Genomic DNA, 24,501 nt, shown 5'->3' on the forward strand with positions numbered 1-24,501 from the left:
CACGATGCGCTGTGAGCTTTCTGGCAATGTGGCAACGATGGTCACCTACCAGCCCCAAACACGTGAAATTTCGCAAAATGAGCGTTCAAACGCGCCATCAATCGTGCATCCACTTGCGGCGGCGATATCCCGATCACCCAGCCAAGACCGAACGATGCTGCCCTGCTGCTTCCCAAGCAAGACATCAAGGCAAAGACGATGCGCGCAATTGATTGTGCCCATCATGTCGGCAGCGCTATACGGCTGATATGCAACACCACAACCGGCTTCTAGCGCGTAGCCCTGCCCCGCCGGCCAATCGGAAGTAAGCCGCATATGAAATTCTCCATCAGCATTGAGAGATCTGGCCAAATCGGCGCCATCAACAAGGGCAACCGCGTGCCCCGCAACCGCAAACTCCTCGATCCATGTCCAAATGAGTGGTGGTGGGGTTCCCAGTTCCTGCCGCCAGTGGTTTAAGGCCAACTCGCCAGCCAGATTGATGCCGGCGGCCACCACTAGATCGAAAGCGGCAAGTTCAATCTTCTGCTCCGCACTGGCGTTCTGGATCGCCCCCTTCCAGGCGTCAAAGTCCACTGCGTGAGGAAAATCCGCACGGAGCCTTTTTGCAAGAGCTGACGATTTGTCCTGGCCTACGGCCTCCATGCCAAGCACGTGTCGCCCGACGTTGCTCGGAACTAGCTCATCGGAATCGATCAAAAGCAGGGAGCCAACACCCGCTTGGGCAAGCGCCTTTGCCAGGGAGCCACCGAGCGCGCCACAACCTACAATCGCGACACGTTTGCCACGCATCACCTCGATATCGGCATTCTTGCCGCGTCCATGCACCCACGCGTAGTCAGCCCGCTGAACGCTCCTGCGCACTGCGGGTCTCGCATGGAAACTCGCGGCGATCAGAGCCGGCGGCCGCGGCCTGGATGGTCGGAACCCCTTCGCGGCATCTTTAATGCTGATGCCTTCGATTTCCGCGCAGACATACACCGGGTTGCCGTCGATCTCACAGCCGAGCAGCACAGGAAGCACACCTCCCGGTCGCACGTGTGGTTCAAGTGCGCGCGCCCCGGCCAATGCAATAACTTCCCTGCCAGTCTTGGGAAATTGATCCGGCAGGAGCGGCTGATCCAGCCAAATGAGGTGTGTAGTAGACGCGACTTTCGGCGGCTGCTTTCCGATGCGCGCCAGCCACTCATTGAGCTGCGTCGCATCTTCCGCAAAGAAGACCCCATGGCGCGGGTCGTTGTAATAGGCGATATCCCTGGAACTTTTCGCCCCACCCATCAGGCTAAGGTAGGGGGTGCGTGTGGGCTGTCCCAGCTGCGCCCAATAGGATAGAAACTCACGCCGATGCTCAGCGTTGCGTTCTTCTTCCGGCATATCCAAGACCGTCAGCGCATCTTGCAAGGTGCTCAGAATTCGCGTTGCCGCAGGCGAGGAATAGCGGAGCCTACCAAGACAGACATTTCCCGTCGGGTCGATGTGCGGCCAATGCGGCGCGTCTTTGGCAACACCTTGCAGCGTGACGACAACCGGGTCTGAGAAGGGAAACACTGCGTTGATACCGACCACAACGTGGTCGATCAACGGATGGCGGTGCCAGTCCGCGGGCATGTCTACTCGCCATGCCGCTACCAGCCCAAAGCGCGAGAACGCGCCTTCCTCTTCCGGACGCAAGCGGCGCCACGAGCCGGGCCTGGACTGATCCAGACCCTGCTCAATCTCCTCAACCTGGTTTGCCGTGAAGTCCAGACGCCTCGTCCTCAGCCAAAGCGGCCATTGCCATCATTGCGGACATCGGACTTGTCCGACGTGGCGATAAAGAACGCCTTCGTGGCGTCCTCCTTAACGGTCGGATCGGGGAGCTTCTGGAAATAGCCGCTGTCGAAAACGGCATCCCACGCCTTGCGAGCCTCAGACCGCGTGCAACCCTTTTCCAGGATCGCAAGTTCTTCGAGTGCCTCGCTGAGCTTGTCCCGGAAGAAGGCTACTTTCGGGTTGCCCTCCTCTGCCAAGTTCGAGGCGTTCACCGGGTGAGCTATGACCGTCGACTTTTTGAGCTGTGCCTCGATTGTCTTCCACGTATTCAGCAGAGCCTCGTCGTCGCGCCCGGCGGAGGGCACGAAGTTATCCACCACCAGCTTCGTGATCACGATCCCGCTGGTCGTCTCATCCTTCCAGTCTTCACGACTACGTGCCTGACCTTTGGTGAGACGGGTGATGCGGCGCATCTGCTCACCTTCGTCCTCGTTCGTTTCGTTCCGCGTCGAGACCTCCTTCCGGAACCACCGCGTGGTCGCACGTGCGTCGGATGCGTCCCAACTGCCATCACCCGCCAGTTCGAAGACCTCCCGCTTGCCGCCTTGGCCATCATCCTCCTTTCGGATGCGATAGACCGGCATGTCAATGTGATAACCCGCGTAGTAGACCTGCCGGACGCATTTGGGAAACACTTCTGCCGGGCTGGCGAAGCGCTTGTCGCGCGATAGCGCTGCGCACACCCGTTCCTTGGCCTCTTGCGGTGTGAGCGGCAAACCAAGGTCGTCAACAAGATCGTCTTCGGCGAAGTAGATCCCATCGTCGATGTCGTAGTCGCACTCCGGATCCTGAACCATCGTATGCATCGCGTAGGATCCCTGAGTGCAGGTGATCTTCGGCTGCGGATGTTCTTCTTCATCCAGTCCGATCTCCAAGCGGCGGCGACCGGTATTGCGTCGCTCGCGCATCTCGGTGCGCTCGTTCGTGCTCAGGTTGATCTTGTTGTCATGGAATTTCTCCATGTCGTCGCCACAATCAAAAACAGCCATTACCCTTCTCCTTTCTGCTTACAAAGGCCATCGGTCAGTGCTGCGCGAAAGTGCGCCATCTCGCTTCCGGGCTTGACCGACTGAGCCCATGCGTAGTCGACATCGGAAGTCGCCTGACGGCGAAGGGCGTTGAGCACCTTTGGCCTGGCGTCATCCATGTTCTGGATGTATTTGAGGAGTTGCTCGGATGGGCACTGCGCAGGCAAGCGGAACGCCATGCTTTCGTCCTTTCGCAGTTCCAGGATCTTCTTGCTCAGGTAGTCGTATCCAACCGCCTGCGAGTTGAGGCTCGCGCTGATCGCATGCAACCCGCCTTTCCATCCCAAGGCACCGCGATACCGGCGTCGATCTGAGAGCTCCTCTCCGCCCTGTGCCGGGAGTGCGCCCAACATGAAAAGGTGGATCGGGCGCGCCTCTTCCCGATCTCCAAGGATTTCGACCGCTTCGATCGCGCCGAGAGCCCCGGGGTTGTTTGCCCACAGACCGCCGTCGGCATAAACCACGTGGGCCTCACCGCCCGGCTCGGTAAGTCGCGCCAAAGCGCGCAGGATCGGAGCCGCGGTAGTGGCCATGCAGGCATCCACCAGTGTGCGGTTGTCGTCGCGGCCATTGAGCCGACGCAGGTGGCGCGTTTTGAACACGACCGCCGCGTGGCGTGCCATATCGATCGACGTCAACGCCAGGCTGATGCCCCGGACGTCTTGGACATACCGAAAGGTCTTGTCCTGGAAGGTCGCTTCGAGCGCGCTCCTGAGCGCCGTCTCTCCGCGCCGCGTGCCGAGACCAAGTAACGGAATGACCAACCCCAACCACGGAACACGGCGGATCCACTGCCCCGGAAAAATTTCCTTGCCGTGTTCCTCATAGAGCCGGTCCACCTTGGAGAGGGGTTCCCCCGCCGCCAGGGCGGAAGCAACGATGCCGCCGGTGCTGGTGCCGACAATCAAGTCAAAGCACCTTCCTACGTCCAGTTCGGTATCGCCTTCACCACACACGCGAGCAGCGAAGGCCCGCAGGTAAGCGGCCTGATATACGCCTCGCATTCCTCCGCCGTCTAAGCAGAGCACCCGAAAGGGCTTCATCAAAATCTCCTCAGAGGACGGAGGGGCAAACGGAAGAGTTGCGACCGGATTGAATGTGATGGCCGTCGCACCGGTCGCGACTTTGGTGATTACTTCGTTTTGGTCGGATCGACCAAGGTGTAGGTAGACCGCGGACTCGGGGTAGGCGGAAGGGGTTCGCCCCTCACAACCGTCCGCTCCGGACCTTGGCCACCACGCGGGCCGGTGATCTGATACTGGCCGGACCGGGGAGCCGTCTGCCCGGGCTTCAAACCGCTGGTCTTGCTCATCGCGCATTTCCTCGTTTCCATTCCAGGCAACAGCCTGACTCTAAAAAAGCCCGCCGAGGCGGGCGCTGCCTCGCCAGGCAACACCGAGGTCCAAAATATGACCGCGTTCACGGCCTCATCTGATGCACGGTGTTTCTGACTCGGGCAACAGCTTATACTGCGCGCGAGAACCGTACAAGTAAGAGACTAAGTGCATGGATTTAAAGGGTTTTGTCTCCTTGAAGAAGGAGGGCACGAGCTTCCGCCAGCTCAGTGAACGCGTGGAAGACTTGGACCACGTCTACTTATGGCGCCTCGCCAGCGGGCATCGCACGGCACCTTCTGAGGACACGGTTGGGAAGATGGCACGGGCCTTAGAGCTCGGACCCAGAGACACCGAAATCTTGGCCCTCCTGTCCAAAACCCCTATTGATGATGCGCTCTTCGAGTTGATCAACCAGCATCCCGAGATCCCGATTGAAGACATCGAGCCGGCGGCCACTATGAGCTTTCGTGGCACCCGTCCCACCACCCAAGATGACTGGATGAAGATCATCGAGCTCGTGCGCTCGATGTAGGAGATCGCCTCATGGACGAGCTGATTGCAATGGGCAGAGCCCATGCCCTAGTCAAGGACATTGCGTCGGCACCCGTCGACGCAGTTGGCATCGCCCAAGGACTGGGCTTCGAGGTCAAGTTTGCAGACCTCCCTCCTAATCAGGCTGGCAACACGTTTCCCAAAGCTGGCCGAAAGATCATCTGCATCAACCAAAACGATGATCCTTATCGTCAACGCTTCACCATGCTGCACGAAGTCGCCCATCACGTGCTGGACGTTCCTTCTAAGCATGGCGAGATGCTTCCCTCCAACGAGCTTGAACGCTTCGCAGGTCGTCCGCCAGAAGAAAAACTATGTGATGCCTTCGCGGCTGCATGCTTAGTGCCTCTGCATCTGATCCGACCACTGGCGTCTAGCCTGCCCTTCACGGTTGAAACCCTTCAAACGCTCACCGAGCAGTTCCAAGCTTCGCATCGATGCATCGCATCGAGCTTTGTGCGCGCCTCGCGTGAACTTGTCGCCTATGTCTATGCCGAGGATGGAAGCATCCAACTGGCACTGTCATCTGCTGCTGTGCGCGATGCCGGGATCTATATCGAACGGGGGATAAAACTTCCAAGCGGGTCCGCAGCATCCAAGCTGCTTCACAACGGAAGTCGCTTCGATACCGAAGATCTCGATGCATCGGATTGGAGCAACAGCGCACCCGCAGACAACTACGCTTGTTATGAAGAAGCGCTCCACATGGCGGCGTGGAAGCAAACCTTGTCGCTTCTAACATTCGAGCACGTAGGTGGATCAACTGAGCAGTCTACTGATAGGGACGAGGACGATGAGCGATTGCCGGCCCTAACGGGACAACTGCCGTGGCCACGCAAATAGGACGAGGTCCACGCGCGTTGCCACACGAAAGGAAAGATAGCGACGACGCTGCCGCTCGCGTCTGCGGCTTCTAAACTAATAGACGAGGCGTTGTTGTTTTATATGACTACCCAATACATTAGTGCTCGAACCGAGTTCGATCCTTACTACAACTTTTGGTTCGTTCAAGTCCTTGTCGCGAAAGGTGGATCGCCTCCATCTTGGCGGCGACACCACCCGAACGACACACCCAATATTCCTGCCAGGGCTTTTTCTACACGGGAGGAGGCGCAGGCGCGCGAACATGAACTCAATGCATTTTTTGATCAGGAACTCGCCAATGAGCCCGACGCCGAACGCCGCCTTTCTCTTCAACTTCGAGCTCAAAAAGCTCGCCAGTCGCACCAACGCTTGCAGCAAGAAGAAGAACTAATGCTGGCAATTGGGCGAGCCCGTGGGTTGTCTGAAACTCCTGTCGCCATGCTGCCCGCTCGACTGCATCCGGATGACGAAACCTACCGTATAGAAATCGAAACGGCACTCACTAAGCATCCTTATATTCGCTCAATCGCATTTGGCGATGGGCGACGCAGACGCATGGCTCAACGGCGCGATGATGGCTCTTGGTCCAAGTCTTTTCTCGCTAATCGCAAGGGCCTCAGAGGTGCTCACCGAGCCCCGATTGCAAACGGGTTCGGCCTGAACGAGTTCGATCACTACGGAAGAACGAAGGCGGCGATCAGGCAGATGCTGCTCCCCGAGGCCAGTCGCATCCTCACGATGCGTGGTGTGCAGCAGCTCCTGGCAGACGCACTAACACGCGGCAAACGTGCCGTAGTTTGGGGCAGCTACGTATTCTGGTATGAACAAGGCGGTATTGGCTGGCAAGTGAAGGAGCGCAGTGGAAGCGCAGACAGCGAGGATGACGAAGCAATCTGGTTCGAAGGCAAGATACATTCGGCGAACTTCGGCCGAATTGTCCTTCTCCCCTATATCAAGTCGAACGGTGAGCGGGTCCGGGGACACACCAAGAACGCACCGCATGATGGTCCAGCGAAGCCGCGGGCACCTGGCGAGGAACTCGTTCTCGAGTTTGAACAGCTTGATGGGGATCTCATGCGGGGGCTGCTCGGAGAGTTTCGCTACGAGAAGGGGTTTGGCTAACCCGAGCGGCGCCATCTTGCTTCACCAGCTTGACAGTTGAATTGACTGCCCTACCCTCCATGCATCGGGTCATTCCCCGCGATCGCGGGGGTGTTACCTCGTTCACCGCCGCAAGGCGGCTTAGAAGAAAAAACGACCCGATAAGAGCCCTCGAAAGGGGGCTCTGCTTTTTTCGAAGCGTCCACAAATGGAATGGGCGCCAGCCATGTGATCAGGGCTAGACCCTCACCTATTCCTCTTCTCCAAACACCGCCGGATACAACACCGTGTTTCGCGAGGGCGAATACTGCGCTCCCGCCCGAACTGCTTCCAGCAAAGTCGCTTCTTCCCAACCCTGTCCTACAAGCTGACGGATGATTTCGGGGGTGATATCCACGACGTCTTCGCGGCCGAAGATTTGCTCGATGCGCTTGTCGGCCGACCGAACTCGCTCCAAGGTCTCGCGCAACGTATCCAGCGGGTAGCCCCCAATGTAGCGCAACGACAGCCTGATCCGCGGCATGGACTGCACCAATAATCAGATTTGAGTTCTCAGACGCGCTTCCCAAGGGTTCCGCGATCACGGAGCTGCTCGCTCGAATGCTCAGCTCGAGCATGAATATCCCCAGATGTGATCCAACACCACTTCACATCACCGAACCACCCCGTTTCCGCCAATTTTCTAGGGAATCCCCTAGTTGAATTAGATCGAACTAAATTCAACGCTTCAGTCATGCATGACTGAGCGTGGCGCCCGTCGCGCGAATGTCGTCTTCCTTCCCGTGAACAGAGGTGACGATCATGGAAGCACTGGATGCCATCCGAGGCGTAGTCGACGCGGTCAAGCTCGGCGTCGAGAAACAAGCCGACAACTATCATTCGCCCAGCCGCTCCGAGCTGGAGGATCTGGCGAAGGAACTGCATTCGGTCGGCGATATCAAGCACAAGAAGGACGATTACGACAAACGTCTGGATGCGCTGGCCAGCGACTTTCTGCCCAAGCTCAACGATGAGGACCGCGGCCGCTTCATGGGCGCGATTTTCGATGGCGATAAAGGCGCGACCGGTTCGTGGCTGCAGGGCGATCGGCTCGACAAGCTCGTCGCCGATGGCCGCATCAGCGCCGACGATCGCAGGACGGTGTTGACCAGTCTGGCTTCGGGCTACAACAACGGTCAGGTCGACAAGGACGTGACCTGGGATTTCCTGAAGATGGGCGGCGTCGACGGCGAGATCGTCGACAAGAATCCGGCCGGCAGTCGCGCCGGCGCTCGTTACGAGAACGAGAACAACACCGGTGAGGTGTTCGACCGCTTGCTCGCTGGCCTGGACGACGGCAAGGGCGGCGTGAATCAGGAGTTCTCGAAGTTCGTCGAGAAGTTCTCGATCGATCAGATCAACGACGGCGCGCCCGGCAACGACAAGGACGCCAATTCGCGCGGCGATTACCTGGGCCTGCTGATCAACGCGGCCGATCGCGCCGGGCCGGACCAGTCGGTGATCAACAACATCCTGCACGGCGTGGACAAGGAAAAACGCGAGCAGGTAATCGACGACATCAGCAAGGGTTTCAGCAAGGTGACCACCGAGAACGCGTGGCTCAACCGCGACGACAGCAAGCTGTCGGACGCGTACAACCGCGATCCGATGACCCTGATCATCAAGGCGGTCGCCAACGACAAGGAAAGCCGTTATTCCGACGACAAGCGCAGCTATGCCGGCGATCTGGCCGAATATGTCTACACCCAGTCGGCCAACAATCCTTACGGCGACAACGGTTTCTACACCGACAAGAACATGCCCAAGGAAGGCCGACAGGAAGCCTTGAACGAGTTGATGCTGAAGAAAGGCGCGGAGATTTTCGACACCAAGCGTCTTGGCGAATCGGGCATCGGCGAGGACGGCGAAACCAATTCCACCCGCAACGTGCGGATCATGGCCAACCTGGAACGCCTGACCGGCCTGTCGCCGACCAACGAGCAAGGCACCGAGGTGTTGAACAAGCTAGCCGGCAATGCCGACATGTGGTCGAAGGACTACATCAACGCACTGAATTCGGACAACGAAAACGAAAAGCTGCAGGCGACGCAGAAGCTGACCCATCTCATGGCCTCGACCGAGCAAGCGGTGCTGGACGGTTTCAGCGACAAGGCCGAGGACGACGCGGCGCGCAAGGCCGACCTGGAGTCGATGATGAATCTGTTCGTCGGCCTGCTGCCGGGCGGCGACAGCCTGGGCACCGGGCTGCGTTCTTCGTTCAAGTCGGTGTTCGGTGAGGACAGCGGCGCGGTGCGCGCGCTGGACAAGGTTCTGGAAACCGGCGCCGGCGAAGCCGCCGACGGCGCGGCGACGGACCTGCTCAAAGGCAAGGTGGTCGACGCGTTGTCCAAGTCCGGCAACGAGGACAAATACCTCAAGGCGTTCACCGAAAACGCCAACGTGTTTATCGAGGATCAGCTGCTGCGCGAGCTTTCCGGCGATCAGTACGCCGGTATCCGCCAGGAAATTTCCAAGGAAGCTTCTCAGCTGTTGGTGACTTCATAGCGCATGGTCTGCGTCGGGCGCATTGAAACTGTTCGGACAGCGCAATGCGCTCGGCTGTTCGCGGACGAAGTTGCTTGATTCAATGCTGATCTGAAGCGGCGTGGCGGAGATCGCCACGTCGCTTGCCCTGCCCTTCGACAACATCGGCTGCGACAGGCCGAGCGCGGTGCATCGGCCGCGACACCGTCAGTTCGGCTTCTCGCCGTAAGCGATCGGCAATCGCAGCACCGAACGCACCGGTTTGCCGTCGACCACGGCGGGCACGTAGGTCCATTGACTCGCCGCCCATCTGGCCGCCTGGTCGATGGCCATATCGCCGCTGGACTTCGCGATCCGGACCGAGTGCTCGCGACCATCGCTCTCGAGCAGCAGCACGACCACCACTTCGCCGCTGAGCCGGTTCGCCTCGATCGTGCCGGGCCACTGCGGCGGGTAGCGTTCCACCGAGGACGCCTCGGGATAGGCCGGGGTATCTGGGACGATTTTCGTCCAGCAGCTTTCATGTTCTTCGAAATCCAGCGGAATTCGGATTCTGTCCGCTTCGGTCTCGCCCTGCTCGTTGCGCGGCGGAAAGTAGACCCAGTGGCGCGCGGCCTCCAGCGCTGCGTTATCCAGGTGCCGGTCGCGGCTGGATTTCTCCACGATCGTGTTGACGAATCGCCCCTCGGCGTCCACGTCGACGATGATCACCGTCGTTCCGCTGACGCACTTGTCGATCGCCTCTTTCGGGTAGACCACGGGCTGCCGCAATCTGGACGCTTGATCCAGGCGCCCGTCGGTGCTCTGAGCCGCGACCTGACTTGCCGGGAACAACAGCGACCCGAGCAGGACCATTCGGCATGCGTGCTTCATGTCATTCATTCCCTTGATTCGTTGCTTGATTGCGGCGTTCGGCGAAAGCGGCGGACGTTCGTCTTGACGGCTCACTTCCCGGTAGCCGCGCGGTTCAAACCCGTCCGGTCGCCAGCGCCCTCGCCCAATCCGGACGGCCGTTGCGCGACGCGAGTTCGGCCGCGGCGTTCCAGTCGTAGTCGACGGCAAGCAGCCGCGCGTTCCATTCGCCGTAGTCGTCGCGTTCGACGATCGCATAGCGCGCCTGCGGCGTGCCGACTTCGACCCGATGCGGATACGGGTGTTCGCCGGTGTAGGCCTGCAGTCCGACGCTGCCGGGATTGACGATCAGGCGGCCGTCGGCCAGGCGCAGGCTGCGCGGCACGTGGGTGTGGCCGCACAGGATCACGCGCGCGTCGCTGTCGCCGGCGCGCTCGGCCGCTTCGTCCGCGGTGGCCGCGCGCATGCCGTCGGCGTCGACGGTTTCGATGAAACATTCTAGGTCGCTACGCGCGGTGCCGTGCACCAGCAGCACCTCGTCGTTCAAGCGCAGGGTCGTCGGCAACCCGCGCATCCACTCGCGCTGATCGGGTCGGATCTGCGCGGCGGCATGGCGGTCGGATTCGCCCATGCGCTCGGGCGGGTCGGTCAGCACCTGGCGTTCGTGATTGCCGGCGATGGTCGGCCAGCCCAGCGCGATCAGGCGATCGGCGGTTTCGCGCGGTTGCAGCGGGCCCGACAGCAGGTCACCGAGGTCGACCACGCGGTCGACGCCGCGACGCTCGATGTCGCGCAGCACCGCGTCGAGGGCGGCGAGGTTGCCATGGATGTCGGATACGACGGCGATGCGCATGGCGCGATTCTATCCTTTGCGGCGAGGCGGTCGCCGCGATGATCGAACCACGGGACGCGGGGTTGAGCGGGCCCGCAAAGGCATCGCACCGCCGCGTGGAGTGCCGCGGTCGCGCGGCCGCAATGCCTTGCGGTACGGGCCGATGGCCACGCCGGGCGCCGGCGCATTGCGTCGCGGCGATGGTTTCAGGCAGAATGCCGCCCCTCTGGAAGGAAACGGCGACGCCCCGGCGCCACCGCCTCCGATCCGGACACCGCATGGCGCCCCGGCGCGCATGCGATCTCTATGGTGGCCCCGTTGGCGCCTCCGCGACGATAAGTTGAAAATCCCGCCAGGGCCGGAAGGCAGCAACGGTATCGACCGATTCGGGCGCCGGAGTCACGCTTGCGGGGCCGCCACCTTTTTGGGGATTCGGGATTGGGGATTCGAGGCCGGCCTAACTGGGCTCGACGCCGCTCTGGATCGCGCCGATCAGCCGCGATCAATCCGTTGCGAAAGACAACGCCAGCGCATCGGGTTCGCGCCCGGTCTTCCATTGGTCGATCACCTTCCAGCGCTTGCGATCGATCACCGCGACCTCGTCGCCGCCGCTGATCGCCACGTACACCCGCGGCCGCTTCGGATCGGCGATCACCCCGATCGGCAACGCCGCGCGCCCGAGCATGGTGTCGCGATACTGCGCGCCGTCGCGTTGCAGCGCGATCGTCGCCACCGGTTTCTTGCGCTTGGCATCGAATACCGACAGCGTTCCGGCGCGCGCATTGCTGACCAGCGCGTGGCGGCCGTCGGCGGTGAATACCACGCGGATCGGGAAGCCGGGGCTCGGCAAGGTGGCGCGGATCGCCAACGTTTTCGCGTCGTGCACGGTCACGCTGCCGGCGTCGCGATTGCTGACCCAGACCTCGTCGCTGCCGGGCCGCACCGCGATGCCTTCGGCGCCCGGGCCGGCCGGTACTTCGTCGGTCTTGGTGTTGTCGGCGAGGTCGATGCGGCTGACGGTGCCGCGATCGACCTTGCTCACGTACGCGGCCTTGCCGTCGGCGGCGACCGCGACCATGTGGCCCTTGCCCTCGCCCAATGCGATCGCCGCGACGATCTTGCCGCTGGCGATATCGACGCGGAGCAGATGCCGCGAAGCCTCGGTGGTGACCAGCGCCTCGCGATCGCCGGGCAGGAAGCGCAGCCCGTGCGGCCGGCCGTGCTCGCCCAGGTCGATCGATCGCGGCGGCGTGGCGCCGCGCAGGTCGAGCACGCTGAGCGTATGCCCGATCTCCTTGCCGCCGTAGTTGGCGACCAATGCGATCGCGCCGTCATGGCTAACCGCGATCTCATGCGGCCCCTGCCCGGTGGCGAACTCGCCGAGCTTGCGGCCGTCGTTCAGTGACAGGCGCCAGACGGTGTCTGCGGCTTTGTTGCCTACCAAAAGCTCGCCCGAAATCGCGGGTACCGAAGCGCAGAGCAAGAAGCACAAGCATATTGAACGGAACATTCGGGCGGCCGGTCTGACGATATGGAAAGTCGACGCTACAACAAAGCGGCTACCGCTTCACGTGCCGCGGTCTCGGCAACGAAAGTCGCTGGATTCCCGCGTTCGCGGGAATGACGTTAGGTGGAATGTCGGCGATCTTTTCGATTGTCGGCGTCGGCATCCGCCCTGCTGTGCCCGAGCCGATTCGTTCTTCCCGGCCGTCATTCCCGCGAACGCGGAAATTCAGCGACTTCAAGCTTTAGCCACAAGCAACCGCGACCTTCGCACCTATGAAACGCTCGCGCTCGTCAACTTACCTCTGGCGGCGTTGGATGCAGCCAATCCGCATCCCCATCCGCATAGCGCTCATGCTTCCAGATCGGCACCCGCCCCTTGGTTTCGTCGATGATGAAGCGGCAGGCGGCGAAGGCCGCATCGCGGTGCGCGGCGCTGACGCCGACCCAGACCGCGAGTTCGCCGATCGCCAGGTCGCCGATGCGGTGCACACAACGCGCATCGACGATGGCGAAGCGTTCGATCGCTTCGCCCAGGATGCGCTCGCCCTCACTGTCGGCCAGCGCGGCGTAGCTTTCGTAACGCAGGCCGGCGACCGCGCGGCCGCCGTGGTGATCGCGCACCCAGCCTTCGAAGCTGGCGTAGGCGCCGGCGTGGGCGCTGAGCAGTTGTTCGCGCAGCGGCGCGATTTCGAACGGCTGCGGCGACAGGACGAATCGTTTCATCGCTCAGCCTCCCGATACCGGCGGAATGAAGGCGACTTCGCTGCCGGCGCGCGGCGCATCGTCCCAGCGCGCGAACGCGCCGTCGACCGCGACCCGCAGGCGCTCGGCCGGCAGGGCGAAACCGTGGCGCTCGCGCAAGGTCTCATACAGGCCGCGCAGGTCGGCATTGTCGGCATCGACCGATTCGCTGGCGACACCGGCGGCGTCGCGCAGGCTGGCGAAATACAGCACGGTCAGGCTCATGCGCCGGCTCCTCGCGCGCCGCGCGTCGTGCCCGCGCGTTTGCGCGAGCCGGGCTTGGCGGATGCGTGTTTGGTGGATGCGGATTTCTTGACCGCGCGCGTGGGAGTCGCGCCAACAGAAACTTCAGTCGAAGGCTTGCCACGCTTCACCGCGCCGCGTTTCGATTCGGCCTCACCCGATTGCAGGGCCGCAACCGCGGCATCACTACGACCGAAATCGCGCTTGCCGCCGCGCTTGCCGAGCAATTGCGCCGGGCCGATCACGATCGCGTGCGACAGCGCCTTGCACATGTCGTACACGGTCAGCGCGGCGACGGTGGCGCCGGTCAGCGCTTCCATCTCCACGCCGGTGCGATGGGTGGTCTTGACCGCGCATTCGATCGACAGGCTGTTGGCGCCGTCCCAATCGATGGCGAAACGGCAGCCGTCGATCGGCAGCGGATGACAGAACGGAATCAATTCGTGGGTGCGCTTGACCGCCATGGTGCCGGCGATGATCGCGGTATCGATCACCGCGCCCTTCTTGCTGCGCAGCCCGTCGGCGCGCAGTTGCGCGGCGACCGCGGCGGGAAAGCGCACGCGGCAACGCGCGATGGCCTCGCGCGCGCTGATCGCCTTGTCCGACACGTCGACCATGGCCGGGCGGCCGGCGCGGTCGACATGGGTCAGGGAAGCTTTGGGTTTCAAATCGCCAGACTCCAACGCAGTGCGAACCCGGGATCGCGCGGGCCGAACAGGAAATGCAGAACCCGCCGCCGTCCGCTGGGTTGGACGGCCTGGGATGAGGCATGCAGCAGCAACGGTCGCATGATAAGCAGATCGCCGGGCCGCGCGGTGCATTCGACCTCGCCGTGCGCGGCGCGCAGGCCGCGCGCCGCCGCCGGATCGAGCCGGCCGTGACGATGCGAACCGGGCACCACGCGCAAGGGGCCGTCGCCGGCGCCGCAGACGTCCGGATGCAGACGCACCGCGAGCGTGCGCTCCAGCAGCGTCGCAGGCGGTTGCACGAGATGCCGATCCTGCTTGAGCGACCAGCCGCTCAACGCCGGGTGCGCGATGCACCGCACGAACCCGATCGCATCGCCTCCTCAGCCACCAATCAGGAACATTTCCACATGCCGCTTCGAACGCGGCGCATCCATCGCGCGCAGTTCGCTGTAGCGGTCGTTGCGGCGCGTCCACAGCGTGGCCAGATGCTGCGAGAACGCCACCTCGCCCTGAGCCAGCGCCGGGCGCAGGTCGCTGCCCTCGGCGGCGAACAGGCAGGTGTACAGGCGGCCGTCGGCGGACACGCGCGAGCGGTGGCAGTCGCCGCAGAACGGCGCGCTGATCGAGGACACGAAACCGATCTCGCCATCGCCATCGGCGAAGCCGTAACGCGAGGCGACTTCGCCGCGGTAATTGGCCTCGAGCGGGCGCAGCGGCCAGCGCGCGTGGATGCGGTCGCGCAGTTCCTGCGAGCTGACCACGCCCTGCTCGCTCCAACCGTTGCAGTTGCCCACGTCCATGTATTCGATGAAGCGCAGCACGTGGCCGCTGCCGCGGAAATGTTCGACCAAGGGCAGCACCTGATCTTCGTTGACTCCGCGCTGGATCACGCAGTTGATCTTCAGCGAAGCGAATCCGGCCTCGCGCGCGGCCTCGACTCCGGCCAGCACCTCGGCGATGTCGCCGCGGCCGCCGGACAGGCGCCGGAACAGCTCGGGGTCGAGCGCGTCCAGGCTGACGGTCAGGCGGCGCAGGCCGGCTTCGCGCAGCGCGCGGGCGTGGCGCGCGAGCAGCGAGCCGTTGGTGGTCAGGGCCAGGTCGTCCAGGCCGTCGATCCGCGCCAGTCGCGCGATCAGCTCGGGCAGGCGCTTGCGCAGCAGGGGTTCGCCGCCGGTCAGGCGCAGCTTGCTGACGCCGATACGCACGAAGCCGCGCACCAGGGTCTCGATCTGGTCGAAGCTCAGGCGCGAGGCCGCATCCAGGCCGTAGTCGTCGGGCACGCGCTCGGCCGGCATGCAGTAGGGGCAGCGGAAATTGCAGGCCTCGATCACCGACAACCGCAGATCGCGCAACGACCGGCCCTGGCGATCCAGCGGGACCGACGGCAGCGGCAGACCTGGGACGGCGTTCACGCGAAGGCTCTCAATCGGTAGCTCTCAATCGAATGGCGCTCAATCGATGGCTTTCAAGCCAGGCGGGTCACGACGCCGGGCGGGTCAATCGAACGGCGCCTGCACGGCGCTGGGATCGGCGAGATCGACGACCTCGCCGGGCCTGCCCACACGATACCCCCGCGCGGCCAGCACGTCGCCCTCTTCGCGGCTGCCGTAGTGGTACAGCAGGCAGCGTTCGAGCAGGGCGCGCGGGTATTCGCGCTCCAGGTCCTCGATGCCGCTGTGCGAGGGATTGCCCTCCAGCGCGCAGTCGTGGGCGATCAACTCGCCCGCGTCGGCGTACCGGGCCAGCATTTCCGGGATCGGCCGGGTGTCGCCGGTCCAGATCGCGCTGCCGCGCAGGCGCAGGCCGAAACTGCTGTCGGGCCAGTGGTGGCGGGTCGCGAACACCTCCATGCGCAGGCCGCGGTGCCAGAAATGGCCGCTGACCGGGATCAGCTGGAACGCGTCCCAGAAATTCACCCCGCCCTCGGCCAGCACGTTGGGGTAGTCGGCCACGCGCTGGTGCAGCAGCGGCACGATCGGCGCCGGCACGTACAGGCGGACCTTGCCGCGCCGGGTTTCGTCGAAGTAATGGGCCACAAACAGGCGCTCGAAGCCGCCGATGTGGTCCAGATGGTTATGGGTGACGAACAGGGCCTCGGGCATGCGGCCGTAATGGGCGAGAAAGGCGGTCAGCCCCTCGCCGCCGCAGTCGACGGTCAACCACGGCTCGCCGTCGCGCTCCAGCGTCGCCATCGCCGAACCCAGTTCCACCGCCGACGCATTGCCGACACCGTGCAGACGCAGCCGCCAAGTCATTCCAGCCCTCTTAATTCGCCCAAGTACTTAGTAACCACGTTCCCAGGCGCGTTCATAGGCCGTGCGCAATCGGCCGAAGTCGGTTTCGACCTGCTCGGGACTGCGCGAACCGCGCAGTTTCAGCAACGAACGCTTGAGCCGGGCCAGGTTGCGCTCGCGCCAGGCGGTGGCCGGGATGCGGATCGCGCCGCGGTCCAGGTCGATCACCCAGCCCTGGCCGGCGGTGTCGAACAGCAGGTTGGTGGCGTTGAGATCGGCGTGGTCGAGGCCGGCGCGGTGGCAGCGCGCGATCAGCCGGCCGGCCTCCTCCCACGGCGCGCCGTCGCCGGCGACCGCGGCGCGGTCGGCCAGCGAACGCACGCCGTCGAGGCGCTCGATCATGATCGCGGCGTAGTAATGCAGGCCGTCGCGGCGATACCAGGCCGCGACCGGCACCGGCACCGGCAAGCCCTTGCGCGCGAGTTCGCGGGTCAGGCGGAACTCGGCGAAGCTGCGGGTCTTGTTGGCGCCCTGCCACCAGTAGCGATCGCGGTTGAAGCGCGCGACCAGGCCGCCGCGCAGGTAACGCCGCAGCACCACCTGGCCGAACGGCGCATCCACGAACCAGGCGCCGCCGCGGCCGCCGCTGTCGACCGGCCGCGCCTTTTCGCCCCAGTGCGCGGGCGAGAACCAGTCCGGCGCGGCTTGCTGCACCCGCGCGCGGTCGAACAGAATCGCACCGTAGCCGCTATCGTCGCGGTACGGCGTCAGTCCTTCTGCGGCGTCATAACCCGTCATCCGCCCGAGTCTAACAAGTCACGTGACCCATTCGTCTCTCAGTTCCGCTCCCACCCTCTGCATGCTGCGCCTGTCGGCGCTCGGCGATGTCACTCATGTCGTTCCATTGGTGCGGACCTTGCGCGAGGCGCGACCGCAGGCGGCGATCACCTGGGTGATCGGCAAGGGCGAGCGGCGCTTGCTCGAAGGCCTCGAAGGCGTGCAATTCGTCGAATACGACAAGAAGAGCGGGCTGGCCGGCATGCGCGCGCTGGGCCGCGAACTGCGCGCGCTGGGCCTGGCCGACGGCCGTTTCGAAGCGCTGCTGCAGATGCAGGTCGCCGCGCGCGCCAATCTGCTGTCGGCGTTCGTCCCGGCGCGCCGCCGGATCGGCTACGACCGCGCGCGTTCCAAGGATTTGCACGGCCTGTTCGTCAACGAACGCATCCCCGACCGGCCCGGCATCCACGTGCTCGACGCGATCGGCAGCTTCTGCGAGCCGCTGGGCCTGCGCCAGACCCAGGTGGTGTGGGACCTGCCGGTGCCCGACGACGCGCGCGAATGGGCGCGCGCGCAATGGCCGCGGGACGATGCGCCGACCTTGCTGATTTCGCCGTGCTCCAGCCACACCGTGCGCAACTGGCGCGCCGAGCGCTACGCCGCGGTCGCCGATCACGCCGCGCAGCGCGGCTGGCGGGTGGTGATGTGCGGCGGCCGCAGCCAACTCGAACGCGACACCACCGACGCGATCATGGCGGCGATGCGCCATCCGGCGCTGGACCTGGTCGGCAAGGACACGCTCAAGCAATTGCCGGCGCTGCTCGAACGCGGCCAGCTGCTGATGACCCCGGACTCCGGTCCGATGCACATCGCCAACGCCATGGGCACCAAGGTGCTGGGCCTGCACGCGGCCAGCAACCCGGCGCGCAGCGGCCCGTACAGCGACCTGCGCTACTGCACCGACCGCTACGACGACGCCGCGCGCAAATACCTGGGCAAACCCGCGAGCGAGATCGCCTGGGGCACCAAGATCGAACACGACGGGGTGATGGATCTGATCGGCGTCGACGACGGCATCGCCGCGTTCGAACGCTACCGCGCCGATCATCCGGGCACGTAAACCTTTTACCGACAAGGATCCGTTGCACATGACTCCACGTTCCCTCGCCGACCTGCGCGCCGCGCTGAGCGCCGGCGCGCAATTCGACTATCTGTGCTTCTGGGGCCACCGGGTCGTGCCCGGCCAGGTCGGCAAGAGCTGCTTCAGCCAGTGGTACCCGGCGCCGTTCGAGCGCGACGGCCAGCGTTACGCCACTGCCGAACACTGGATGATGGCCGGCAAGGCGCGGCTGTTCGGCGACGAGGCGATCCACGCGCGGATCGTCGCCAGCGACGACCCGGCCAAGGTCAAGGCGCTCGGCCGCAAGATCGCCGGCTTCGACGAAGCGCGCTGGGTCGCGCATCGCTACGAGCTGGTGGTCGCCGGCAATCAGGCCAAGTTCGAACAGAACCCGCGGCTGCGCGATTTCCTGCTGAGCACGGGCGAACAGGTGCTGGTCGAGGCCAGCCCGGTCGATCCGATCTGGGGCATCGGCCTGGCCGCCGATCATCCCGACGCGACCCGCCCCGAGGCCTGGCAAGGGCTCAACCTGCTGGGTTTCGCCTTGATGGACGTGCGCGAACGTCTGCGTGCAACCTCGGCCTGACACGCTCATCCCCTTTCACCGCCAAGCCAGCGAGACCGCCATGCCCCTGGGATCGATCGACGACGACTACGGCCCGCCTTCGCCCGAATTGAGCCAGTTGCTGCGCCTGCGCGACAGCGGCGACGAGAACTTGAACGACGCGCTGTCGGACCTGGGCTACCGCCTGCTCGCCGCCGATGACGCGCCGACCCTGCTCCATCCCGACAGCTACCTCAGCGAGGCCGAACGCGCCGATCCGTCGATCGCCGCCAACATCGTCGCGATCGACGAGGTCTGCGCGCAGATCAGCTTCTTCGCCGAAGACGACCAGAGCAATCTGTTCGGCTACTGGCATGGCCCGGAACGCACCGCGCTGGCCACCGCGGCTATCGTCAAGTTCGATAACGAAGGCCAGTTCTCGTTGCTGCAGGGCCGCGGCCTGATCGAAGCGCTGATCGGCGACCGCGTGTTCGACGACGACGAAGCCTTCGTCGAGCATGCGCAAGCGTTCGAAGCGCTCGGCTTCGCCGTCGCGGTGCGCAGCTGGGACGACCTGGCCGACCCGAACGCCGCCAGCGATCCGGCGAAATGCCACCAGGCCGGCTACGAACGCGCCCTGCCCGGCTTCGAGTCGCCGCGGTGATCGACGACAGCGTCGAGGGCGTGGTCTCGGTGTGGATCGGCGTCAGCCACACCAGCGACGACGACTTCAACGCCTACACCCGCGACATGGAATCGAAACGTCTGGCGGCGCGGCGCTAAGTGGGCCCCAGCGGGCGCCCGCCGCGCGTGCGTCGGCATCGGCGATGCGCCGCCGCGCACGCAAGCCCGAAGGATTCAGCGGCCCGGCCGTGCCGCGGCCGCCGCGATCAGAACGCGCCGGTGCCGTAGTCCTGGTAGGACTTCTCTTCCACGTAGGTCGAGCCCAGCGCCAGGTTGATCTCTTTCTTGACCCGCGCGCGCACGTCGTTCTCGACGTAGACCGAACGCGCCAGGGCGATGAATTCGGCGTCGAAGGCCTGGGCCTTTTCCTTGATCCGGATGTCGTCCTCGATCACCCACAGGCGCTCGTTGACCGCCTTGAGCTCGGCGCGCAGGCGGCCGATGTCGCCGCCGGCGGCCGGATGGGCCATCCAGGTCTGTTCCAACGCGCTCAGTTCGGCGCGGACGTTGGCCAGCTTGGCCTCGTCGCTCATGCGCTCGGACTTGATCTGCAGGATCGAGATCTTGTCCAGCAGTTCGCCGAAGGACACCGGGACCAGAATTTCGGACATGGGACGCCGCCGTTTGCTAATCAGGGGGCCGCTTAGTGTAGCCCCGGCGGGCGCTCGAGCCGAGGTCCGGGCCAGCGTCGCCGGGCCCGGAGGCGGGCCGGAGCGGTCCGGATCGATCCGATGCGCGAGAAACCTTGTCGGCGGTCGCGAGTATCCGTATCATTCGCGGCTCACTGCACCCGGAGAGGTGGCAGAGTGGTTGAATGTACCTGACTCGAAATCAGGCGTACGTTTATAGCGTACCGGGGGTTCGAATCCCCCCCTCTCCGCCAGATACGCACGACATGGGCCCTTCGGGGCCCTTGTTGTTTTGGGCATTCGCGCTTGCGGCAGGGTCGGCCGTCGAAGCATCGGGCCAAGCCAGCGGCGGCGTTTCGGCGGCGACGGCGACAGGCACATTGCGCGCCGTGGCGGTTGCGTCTGCGGCGGACACGGGGCGCGGCGATCCGATCGCCATCGCGTACCCGGGTGGATACTCACACCGGCTGCATTCGTTGCGCATATCGGCTGTGCTTTCCGGCAGACTTCGCGCAAATCCAGGTTCGACGACCATCGCTTTCGTTCACGCTTCACGCTTGGTTTGGCCGCACTGAGCCAGTCTCGAGATTCGACTTGCGACACCATGCAGGGCAAATGCCGCGGCCGGCCTCGCGCCGGCGCGTTGCCAGGCGGGGCTCCACCGATCCGGTACACACGCGGTCTTCATCGAATCTCGGGCATGAAGCCGTGCAGGGATCACGCTTTCTTGTCACTAGGCCGCTGTGCCGCGATGATTCCGTTACTGCAATGGCAACCCCGACGAAGCGAATGGCACTGACCGGCAGATGATCGAATTCGGACACCTCACGCATGTCGGCTTGCGCCGCGAACTCAACGAAGACACCTATTACGGTGACAGCGAACTCGGCCTATGGCTGGTCGCCGACGGCATGGGCGGACACGAATACGGCGAGGTCGCCAGCGCCTTGGCGCGCGAGTCGATCGTGCGCGAGGTCCGCAACGGCACCGGGCTGGCCCAGGCCATCCGCATCGCCGACGAAGAGATCATCCGCACCTCGCGCCGGCGCAACGACGCCCTGCCGATGGGCACCACCGTGGTCGCCGCGCGCATCAACGGCAACCGCTTCGAGGTGGCCTGGGTCGGCGACAGCCGCGTGTACCTGTGGCGCGACGGGCATCTGGCCCAGTTGTCGCAGGACCACAGCTATGTGCAGGAGCTGATCGCCAACGGCGCGATCACCCACGAACAGGCGCGCAGCCACCCGCATCGCAACGTGGTCACCCAGGCGCTGGGTGTCACCGACCCGCGCAACCTCAACGTCGAGACCATGACCGGCGAGCTGCGTCCGGGCATGCAACTGCTGTTGTGCAGCGATGGGCTGACCGAGGAAGTCGACGACCGCAGCATCGCCCGGGTGTTGGCGCACAACGACTGCAGCGCGCAGGAATGCGTGGATTCGCTGGTCGCCGCGGCGCTGGACGGCGGCGGGTCGGACAATGTCACGGTGGTGTTGGTGCGCAGCCATTGAGGCTGGGCGGCGAGGCATAAATTTAGACGAATTTGTCTTCGTCTAAATTTTTCCAGAATTATCGCGCCAGCGAATATTCGAGCGTGGTCGCTGACCGGCACGCGACGTTGGTTGCGCGGTAGTTGCGGATTCGCGGTCGCGGCTTGCGCCGCTCCTACAGGTAGCCAACGAAGCTTCGACCGCCCCCTGCAGGAGCGGCGCAAGCCGCGACCGCGCTATCGCGACGGCCGGCGCAACCTGACTATCGAATCGCCGATCGCTCGCCGCGATCGCGACGCTTACGCCTCAGCCACCGCCGCCGGCGGATCGAACACATCCCACACGCACTTGCCGCCGGCCTTCTTGCGCAGCTTCTCCAACCGCGCCTGATGCGCGGCGAATTCGTCGGCGAGCACGATCACCCGCGGCCGCACCGCGCCCGGGTCGATCTGGAAACTCGCCGGGCTCTGCTGCGCGGCGATCGCGGCCGGATCGCCGAAGCCGATCTCTTCCTGGCCCGAGGTCAGGCCGATGTAGACCTCGCCGAGCAACTGGGCGTCGAGCAGCGCGCCGTGCAACTGACGATGCGAGTTGTCCACGCCCAGGCGTTTGCACAAGGCATCGAGCGAATTGCGCTGGCCGGGGTAGCGTTGGCGCGCGAGCAGCAACGAGTCTTCGATGTTGGGAACGTGATCGGCCAACTTGCCGTACTGCGCGCCGCAGATCGACAGCTCGTTGTTGAGGAAGCCCACGTCGAAGGCCGCGTTGTGGATGATCAGCTCGGCGCCCTTGATGAATTCGAGGAATTCATCGACCACCTGCTCCATCGTCGGCTCATTGGCCAGACGCTCCAGCGACAGGCCGGTGACTTCCTGCGCGCCGGCTTCGAAATCGCAATCGGGCTTGATGTACTGGTGGTAGGTGCGGCCGCTCGGGCGGCGCTCGACGAATTCGACGCAGCCGATTTCGACCACGCGGTTGCCGCGTTCCCAGCTCAGGCCGGTGGTTTCGGTATCCAGGATGATTTGACGCATTTGCCGATTATCTCAAAAAGCGAGGAACGAGTTTAGAGGAGTGAGAAACGAGTAGAGCCACGAGTGCCGACACTCACTCCTCACTCCTCTCCACTCGTTCCTAGGCTCAAGGCCTATAAGGCCTGAGCCGCTCAGCCAGCACGTCGAAGCGAGGAGCGAGTTCACAGGAGTGAGAAACGAGTAAAGCCACGAGTGCCAACACTCACTCCTCACTCCTCTCCACTCGTTCCTAGGCTCAAGGCCTATAAGGCCTGAGCCGCTCAGCCAGCACGTCGAAGCGAGGAGCGAGTTCACAGGAGTGAGAAACGAGTAAAGCCACGAGTGCCAACACTCACTCCTCACTCCTCTCCACTCGTTCCTAGGCTCAAGGCCTATAAGGCCTGAGCCGCTCAGCCAGCACGTCGAAGCGAGGAACGAGTTCACAGGAGTGAGAAACGAGTAGAGCCACGAGTGCCAACACTCACTCCTCACTCCTCTCCACTCGTTCCTAGGCTCAAGGCCTATAAGGCCTGAGCCGCTCAGCCTGCACGCGCGCCAGCACGTCGACGCGTTCGTTCTCGGGCTGGCCGGAGTGGCCCTTGACCCATTTCCAGTCGATCGAATGACGCAGGCTCGCGGCGTGCAGGCGTTCCCACAGGTCGCGGTTCTTGACCGGGTCGCCGCCGGCGGTTTTCCAGCCGCGCCGGACCCAGTTGCTCATCCACTCGGTGATGCCCTTGCGCACGTACTGCGAGTCGGTGGTCAGCACGATCTTGCACGGCTCGCTGAGCGCTTCCAGGCCCATGATCGCGCCCATCAGCTCCATGCGGTTGTTGGTGGTGTCGGGCTCGCCGCCGGACAACTCGCGCTCGTGGCCCTTGTAGCGCAGCAGCGCGGCCCAGCCGCCGGGGCCGGGATTGCCGAGGCAGGCGCCGTCGGTGTGGATGCTTACGGTTTTATCGAGCTCGGCGGTGGTTTGGCTCACGCAACAGCTACTCGCTTTCGACGGCCGAGCATTATCGCTGTTGCGCGCCGCCACGGGTCGCATCGGATCGATCGGGAACGATTTGCGAGATTCGGGCCGCGGCCGCGGCGGGGTCTTTGCGATCGATCCTGGATTGCGCGGATGCGTCCCGACGGGCGTCGCCTCGTCCGCTGTCGACCCGGCCGCTCTGGGCGGCCTGCGGCAGGCCGGCATTCGCCAGCCCGGCCTGGCCCAGCCCGGTCTGCCAGCGCAGCTGTTGCAGCCGGCCCGGCGGAATGGCGGCGTGGACGCGCTTGGTCAGGGTCAAGGCGACCCCGGCGCGCAGCACGTCGGCCGCGCCGACCCCGGCCTCGCCGTGCGCGACCCGCCAGCGCGGCCCGAGCCACTGCAGGCTGACCGGGTCGGCGGCGAAGCCCGAGGCGCGCAGCATGGTCTGCCAATGGCCGGCGTCGCGCGCATGCAGGCCGCTGCCGGCCCAGCGCAGGCGGTACGGACTCCACGGGTTGAGGGTGGCCAGCCACAGCCGCCCGCCCGGGGCGAGGATGCGCGCGCATTCGCTGAGCAGCGGCGCGCAGTCGACGCCGTCGTCGAACACGTGCTGCAGCAGCACCGCGCCGAAGGCCTCGCTGGCCAGCGGCAGCGGCAGACGGCAGCGCACCGCGCCGTCGAAGCCGTCGGCGCTGCGCCGCAGCGCGACCCCGCGGCCCAACGGCGGCGAGGCCGCGGCGACCCCGAACCAGGCCCAGGGCAGGCTCGGACTGGCCGCGAGCACCCGCGCCATCGAGGCCGACTCGACGTCGAGCAGGCCGTGGCCGGGCACCTCGCCGAACCAGGCCAGGGCCGGGTCGGATTCGGGATCGGGTTGACGGCCGTGGGACAGGGCGGGCATGGTCGCGTCTCGGTGGGGCCGGGATTCGGGATTGGGGATTCGGGATCAGGCGCGGC

General features: G+C 64.4%; 26 protein-coding genes, 1 tRNA gene, 1 other RNA gene and 1 pseudogene. 11 read left to right on the plus strand and 18 right to left on the minus strand.

Going from position 1 to position 24,501, the window contains the following annotated elements:
• Positions 1–45: 45 nt before the first annotated feature.
• The 3 genes from AC3A4T_RS01405 to AC3A4T_RS01415 form a co-directional block, all read right to left on the minus strand.
• Positions 46–1,608 carry a ThiF family adenylyltransferase gene (locus AC3A4T_RS01405; protein WP_487673745.1) on the minus strand — a complete coding sequence of 521 codons (1,563 nt, stop codon included), beginning with the start codon at positions 1,606–1,608 and terminating at the stop codon, positions 46–48.
• A 149-nt stretch (positions 1,609–1,757) separates the two neighbouring features.
• Positions 1,758–2,801, minus strand: a complete 1,044-nt coding sequence (locus AC3A4T_RS01410; RefSeq protein ID WP_487673746.1) for a cyclic GMP-AMP synthase DncV-like nucleotidyltransferase — start codon at positions 2,799–2,801, stop codon at positions 1,758–1,760.
• Positions 2,801–3,883 (minus strand): patatin-like phospholipase family protein, encoded by a 1,083-nt coding sequence (locus tag AC3A4T_RS01415; protein WP_487673747.1) that lies wholly within the window; start codon positions 3,881–3,883, stop codon positions 2,801–2,803. Before AC3A4T_RS01415 ends, AC3A4T_RS01410 begins: the two co-directional genes overlap by 1 nt.
• A gap of 463 nt (positions 3,884–4,346) precedes the next feature.
• Here AC3A4T_RS01415 and AC3A4T_RS01420 point away from each other — a divergent pair, with 463 nt between their 5' ends.
• The 3 genes from AC3A4T_RS01420 to AC3A4T_RS01430 all read left to right on the plus strand — a co-directional run bounded on the left by AC3A4T_RS01420 (position 4,347) and on the right by AC3A4T_RS01430 (position 6,715).
• Entirely contained in the window at positions 4,347–4,709 is a 363-nt protein-coding gene (locus tag AC3A4T_RS01420; RefSeq protein WP_487673748.1) for a hypothetical protein, read from the plus strand.
• A gap of 11 nt (positions 4,710–4,720) precedes the next feature.
• Positions 4,721–5,572 (plus strand): ImmA/IrrE family metallo-endopeptidase, encoded by an 852-nt coding sequence (locus tag AC3A4T_RS01425; protein ID WP_487673749.1) that lies wholly within the window; start codon positions 4,721–4,723, stop codon positions 5,570–5,572.
• A gap of 102 nt (positions 5,573–5,674) precedes the next feature.
• Positions 5,675–6,715 (plus strand): hypothetical protein, encoded by a 1,041-nt coding sequence (locus AC3A4T_RS01430; RefSeq protein ID WP_487673750.1) that lies wholly within the window; start codon positions 5,675–5,677, stop codon positions 6,713–6,715.
• Positions 6,716–6,944: 229 nt separating this feature from the next.
• On the opposite strand, the gene AC3A4T_RS01435 is transcribed toward AC3A4T_RS01430, so the two are convergent.
• Positions 6,945–7,217: a hypothetical protein gene (locus AC3A4T_RS01435; protein ID WP_487673751.1), complete on the minus strand. Its 273-nt coding sequence runs from the start codon at positions 7,215–7,217 to the stop codon at positions 6,945–6,947.
• A 278-nt stretch (positions 7,218–7,495) separates the two neighbouring features.
• Between AC3A4T_RS01435 and AC3A4T_RS01440 the strand changes: the two genes are divergently transcribed.
• On the plus strand, positions 7,496–9,238 hold the full coding sequence (locus tag AC3A4T_RS01440; RefSeq protein WP_487673752.1) for a hypothetical protein: 1,743 nt from the start codon (positions 7,496–7,498) through the stop codon (positions 9,236–9,238).
• Between the two features lie 186 nt (positions 9,239–9,424).
• Here the strand turns inward: AC3A4T_RS01440 and AC3A4T_RS01445 are convergent, their stop codons facing one another.
• Both AC3A4T_RS01445 and AC3A4T_RS01450 read right to left on the minus strand, forming a co-directional pair.
• Positions 9,425–10,099 (minus strand): energy transducer TonB, encoded by a 675-nt coding sequence (locus AC3A4T_RS01445; protein WP_487673753.1) that lies wholly within the window; start codon positions 10,097–10,099, stop codon positions 9,425–9,427.
• Between the two features lie 85 nt (positions 10,100–10,184).
• Positions 10,185–10,922, minus strand: a complete 738-nt coding sequence (locus tag AC3A4T_RS01450) for a metallophosphoesterase family protein (protein ID WP_487673754.1) — start codon at positions 10,920–10,922, stop codon at positions 10,185–10,187.
• Between the two features lie 295 nt (positions 10,923–11,217).
• Between AC3A4T_RS01450 and ffs the strand changes: the two genes are divergently transcribed.
• Positions 11,218–11,314: signal recognition particle sRNA small type (gene ffs, locus AC3A4T_RS01455), an RNA gene on the plus strand.
• A gap of 89 nt (positions 11,315–11,403) precedes the next feature.
• Here the strand turns inward: ffs and AC3A4T_RS01460 are convergent.
• From AC3A4T_RS01460 to AC3A4T_RS01495, 8 genes and pseudogenes are all read right to left on the minus strand, one after another.
• Entirely contained in the window at positions 11,404–12,345 is a 942-nt protein-coding gene (locus AC3A4T_RS01460) for a cytochrome D1 domain-containing protein (protein ID WP_487673755.1), read from the minus strand.
• Between the two features lie 353 nt (positions 12,346–12,698).
• On the minus strand, positions 12,699–13,130 hold the full coding sequence (locus tag AC3A4T_RS01465; RefSeq protein ID WP_487673756.1) for a molybdenum cofactor biosynthesis protein MoaE: 432 nt from the start codon (positions 13,128–13,130) through the stop codon (positions 12,699–12,701).
• Positions 13,131–13,133: 3 nt separating this feature from the next.
• Positions 13,134–13,373, minus strand: a complete 240-nt coding sequence (locus AC3A4T_RS01470) for a MoaD/ThiS family protein (RefSeq protein WP_056111476.1) — start codon at positions 13,371–13,373, stop codon at positions 13,134–13,136.
• 209 nt (positions 13,374–13,582) lie between these two features.
• Positions 13,583–14,008: pseudogene (moaC, locus tag AC3A4T_RS01475) on the minus strand (cyclic pyranopterin monophosphate synthase MoaC); the annotation flags it as partial.
• A gap of 47 nt (positions 14,009–14,055) precedes the next feature.
• On the minus strand, positions 14,056–14,379 hold the full coding sequence (locus AC3A4T_RS01480) for a phytanoyl-CoA dioxygenase family protein (protein ID WP_487673757.1): 324 nt from the start codon (positions 14,377–14,379) through the stop codon (positions 14,056–14,058).
• 81 nt (positions 14,380–14,460) lie between these two features.
• On the minus strand, positions 14,461–15,492 hold the full coding sequence (gene moaA, locus AC3A4T_RS01485) for a GTP 3',8-cyclase MoaA (protein ID WP_487673758.1): 1,032 nt from the start codon (positions 15,490–15,492) through the stop codon (positions 14,461–14,463).
• A gap of 84 nt (positions 15,493–15,576) precedes the next feature.
• A complete protein-coding gene (locus AC3A4T_RS01490; RefSeq protein ID WP_487673759.1) occupies positions 15,577–16,335 on the minus strand; it encodes an MBL fold metallo-hydrolase in 759 nt (252 codons plus the stop codon).
• A 27-nt stretch (positions 16,336–16,362) separates the two neighbouring features.
• Positions 16,363–17,112 carry a 3-deoxy-D-manno-octulosonic acid kinase gene (locus tag AC3A4T_RS01495; protein ID WP_487673760.1) on the minus strand — a complete coding sequence of 250 codons (750 nt, stop codon included), beginning with the start codon at positions 17,110–17,112 and terminating at the stop codon, positions 16,363–16,365.
• Positions 17,113–17,173: 61 nt separating this feature from the next.
• Here AC3A4T_RS01495 and AC3A4T_RS01500 point away from each other — a divergent pair, with 61 nt between their 5' ends.
• From AC3A4T_RS01500 to AC3A4T_RS01515, 4 genes are read left to right on the plus strand one after another with little or no spacing between them, the layout of a single operon-like run.
• Positions 17,174–18,211: a glycosyltransferase family 9 protein gene (locus AC3A4T_RS01500; RefSeq protein WP_487674030.1), complete on the plus strand. Its 1,038-nt coding sequence runs from the start codon at positions 17,174–17,176 to the stop codon at positions 18,209–18,211.
• A 28-nt stretch (positions 18,212–18,239) separates the two neighbouring features.
• Positions 18,240–18,797 (plus strand): riboflavin biosynthesis intermediates N-glycosidase, encoded by a 558-nt coding sequence (gene ybiA, locus AC3A4T_RS01505; protein WP_487673761.1) that lies wholly within the window; start codon positions 18,240–18,242, stop codon positions 18,795–18,797.
• 40 nt (positions 18,798–18,837) lie between these two features.
• Positions 18,838–19,419: a hypothetical protein gene (locus AC3A4T_RS01510; RefSeq protein ID WP_487673762.1), complete on the plus strand. Its 582-nt coding sequence runs from the start codon at positions 18,838–18,840 to the stop codon at positions 19,417–19,419.
• The gene (locus AC3A4T_RS01515) at positions 19,416–19,538 is read left to right on the plus strand and encodes a hypothetical protein (RefSeq protein ID WP_487673763.1); all 123 of its coding nucleotides are present in this window, start codon (positions 19,416–19,418) and stop codon (positions 19,536–19,538) included. The genes AC3A4T_RS01510 and AC3A4T_RS01515 overlap by 4 nt, the downstream gene beginning before the upstream one ends.
• A 107-nt stretch (positions 19,539–19,645) precedes the next feature.
• Here AC3A4T_RS01515 and AC3A4T_RS01520 read toward each other — a convergent pair whose 3' ends face one another.
• Positions 19,646–20,050 (minus strand): DUF6165 family protein, encoded by a 405-nt coding sequence (locus tag AC3A4T_RS01520; RefSeq protein WP_036112047.1) that lies wholly within the window; start codon positions 20,048–20,050, stop codon positions 19,646–19,648.
• A 181-nt stretch (positions 20,051–20,231) separates the two neighbouring features.
• Between AC3A4T_RS01520 and AC3A4T_RS01525 the strand changes: the two genes are divergently transcribed.
• Together AC3A4T_RS01525 and AC3A4T_RS01530 are read left to right on the plus strand one after the other, a co-directional pair.
• A tRNA-Ser gene (locus AC3A4T_RS01525) sits at positions 20,232–20,322 on the plus strand.
• Positions 20,323–20,874: 552 nt separating this feature from the next.
• A complete protein-coding gene (locus tag AC3A4T_RS01530; RefSeq protein ID WP_046657254.1) occupies positions 20,875–21,579 on the plus strand; it encodes a PP2C family protein-serine/threonine phosphatase in 705 nt (234 codons plus the stop codon).
• 278 nt (positions 21,580–21,857) lie between these two features.
• On the opposite strand, the gene dnaQ is transcribed toward AC3A4T_RS01530, so the two are convergent.
• From dnaQ to AC3A4T_RS01545, 3 genes are all read right to left on the minus strand, one after another.
• Positions 21,858–22,592, minus strand: a complete 735-nt coding sequence (dnaQ, locus tag AC3A4T_RS01535; protein ID WP_487673764.1) for a DNA polymerase III subunit epsilon — start codon at positions 22,590–22,592, stop codon at positions 21,858–21,860.
• 493 nt (positions 22,593–23,085) lie between these two features.
• Positions 23,086–23,556 (minus strand): ribonuclease HI, encoded by a 471-nt coding sequence (gene rnhA / locus AC3A4T_RS01540; RefSeq protein WP_487673765.1) that lies wholly within the window; start codon positions 23,554–23,556, stop codon positions 23,086–23,088.
• A 31-nt stretch (positions 23,557–23,587) separates the two neighbouring features.
• Complete coding sequence (locus tag AC3A4T_RS01545; RefSeq protein ID WP_487673766.1) at positions 23,588–24,445, minus strand: methyltransferase domain-containing protein; 858 nt, start codon at positions 24,443–24,445, stop codon at positions 23,588–23,590.
• Positions 24,446–24,501: the final 56 nt, after the last annotated feature.

This window comes from Lysobacter sp. Soil_N_51 (assembly GCF_057655755.1).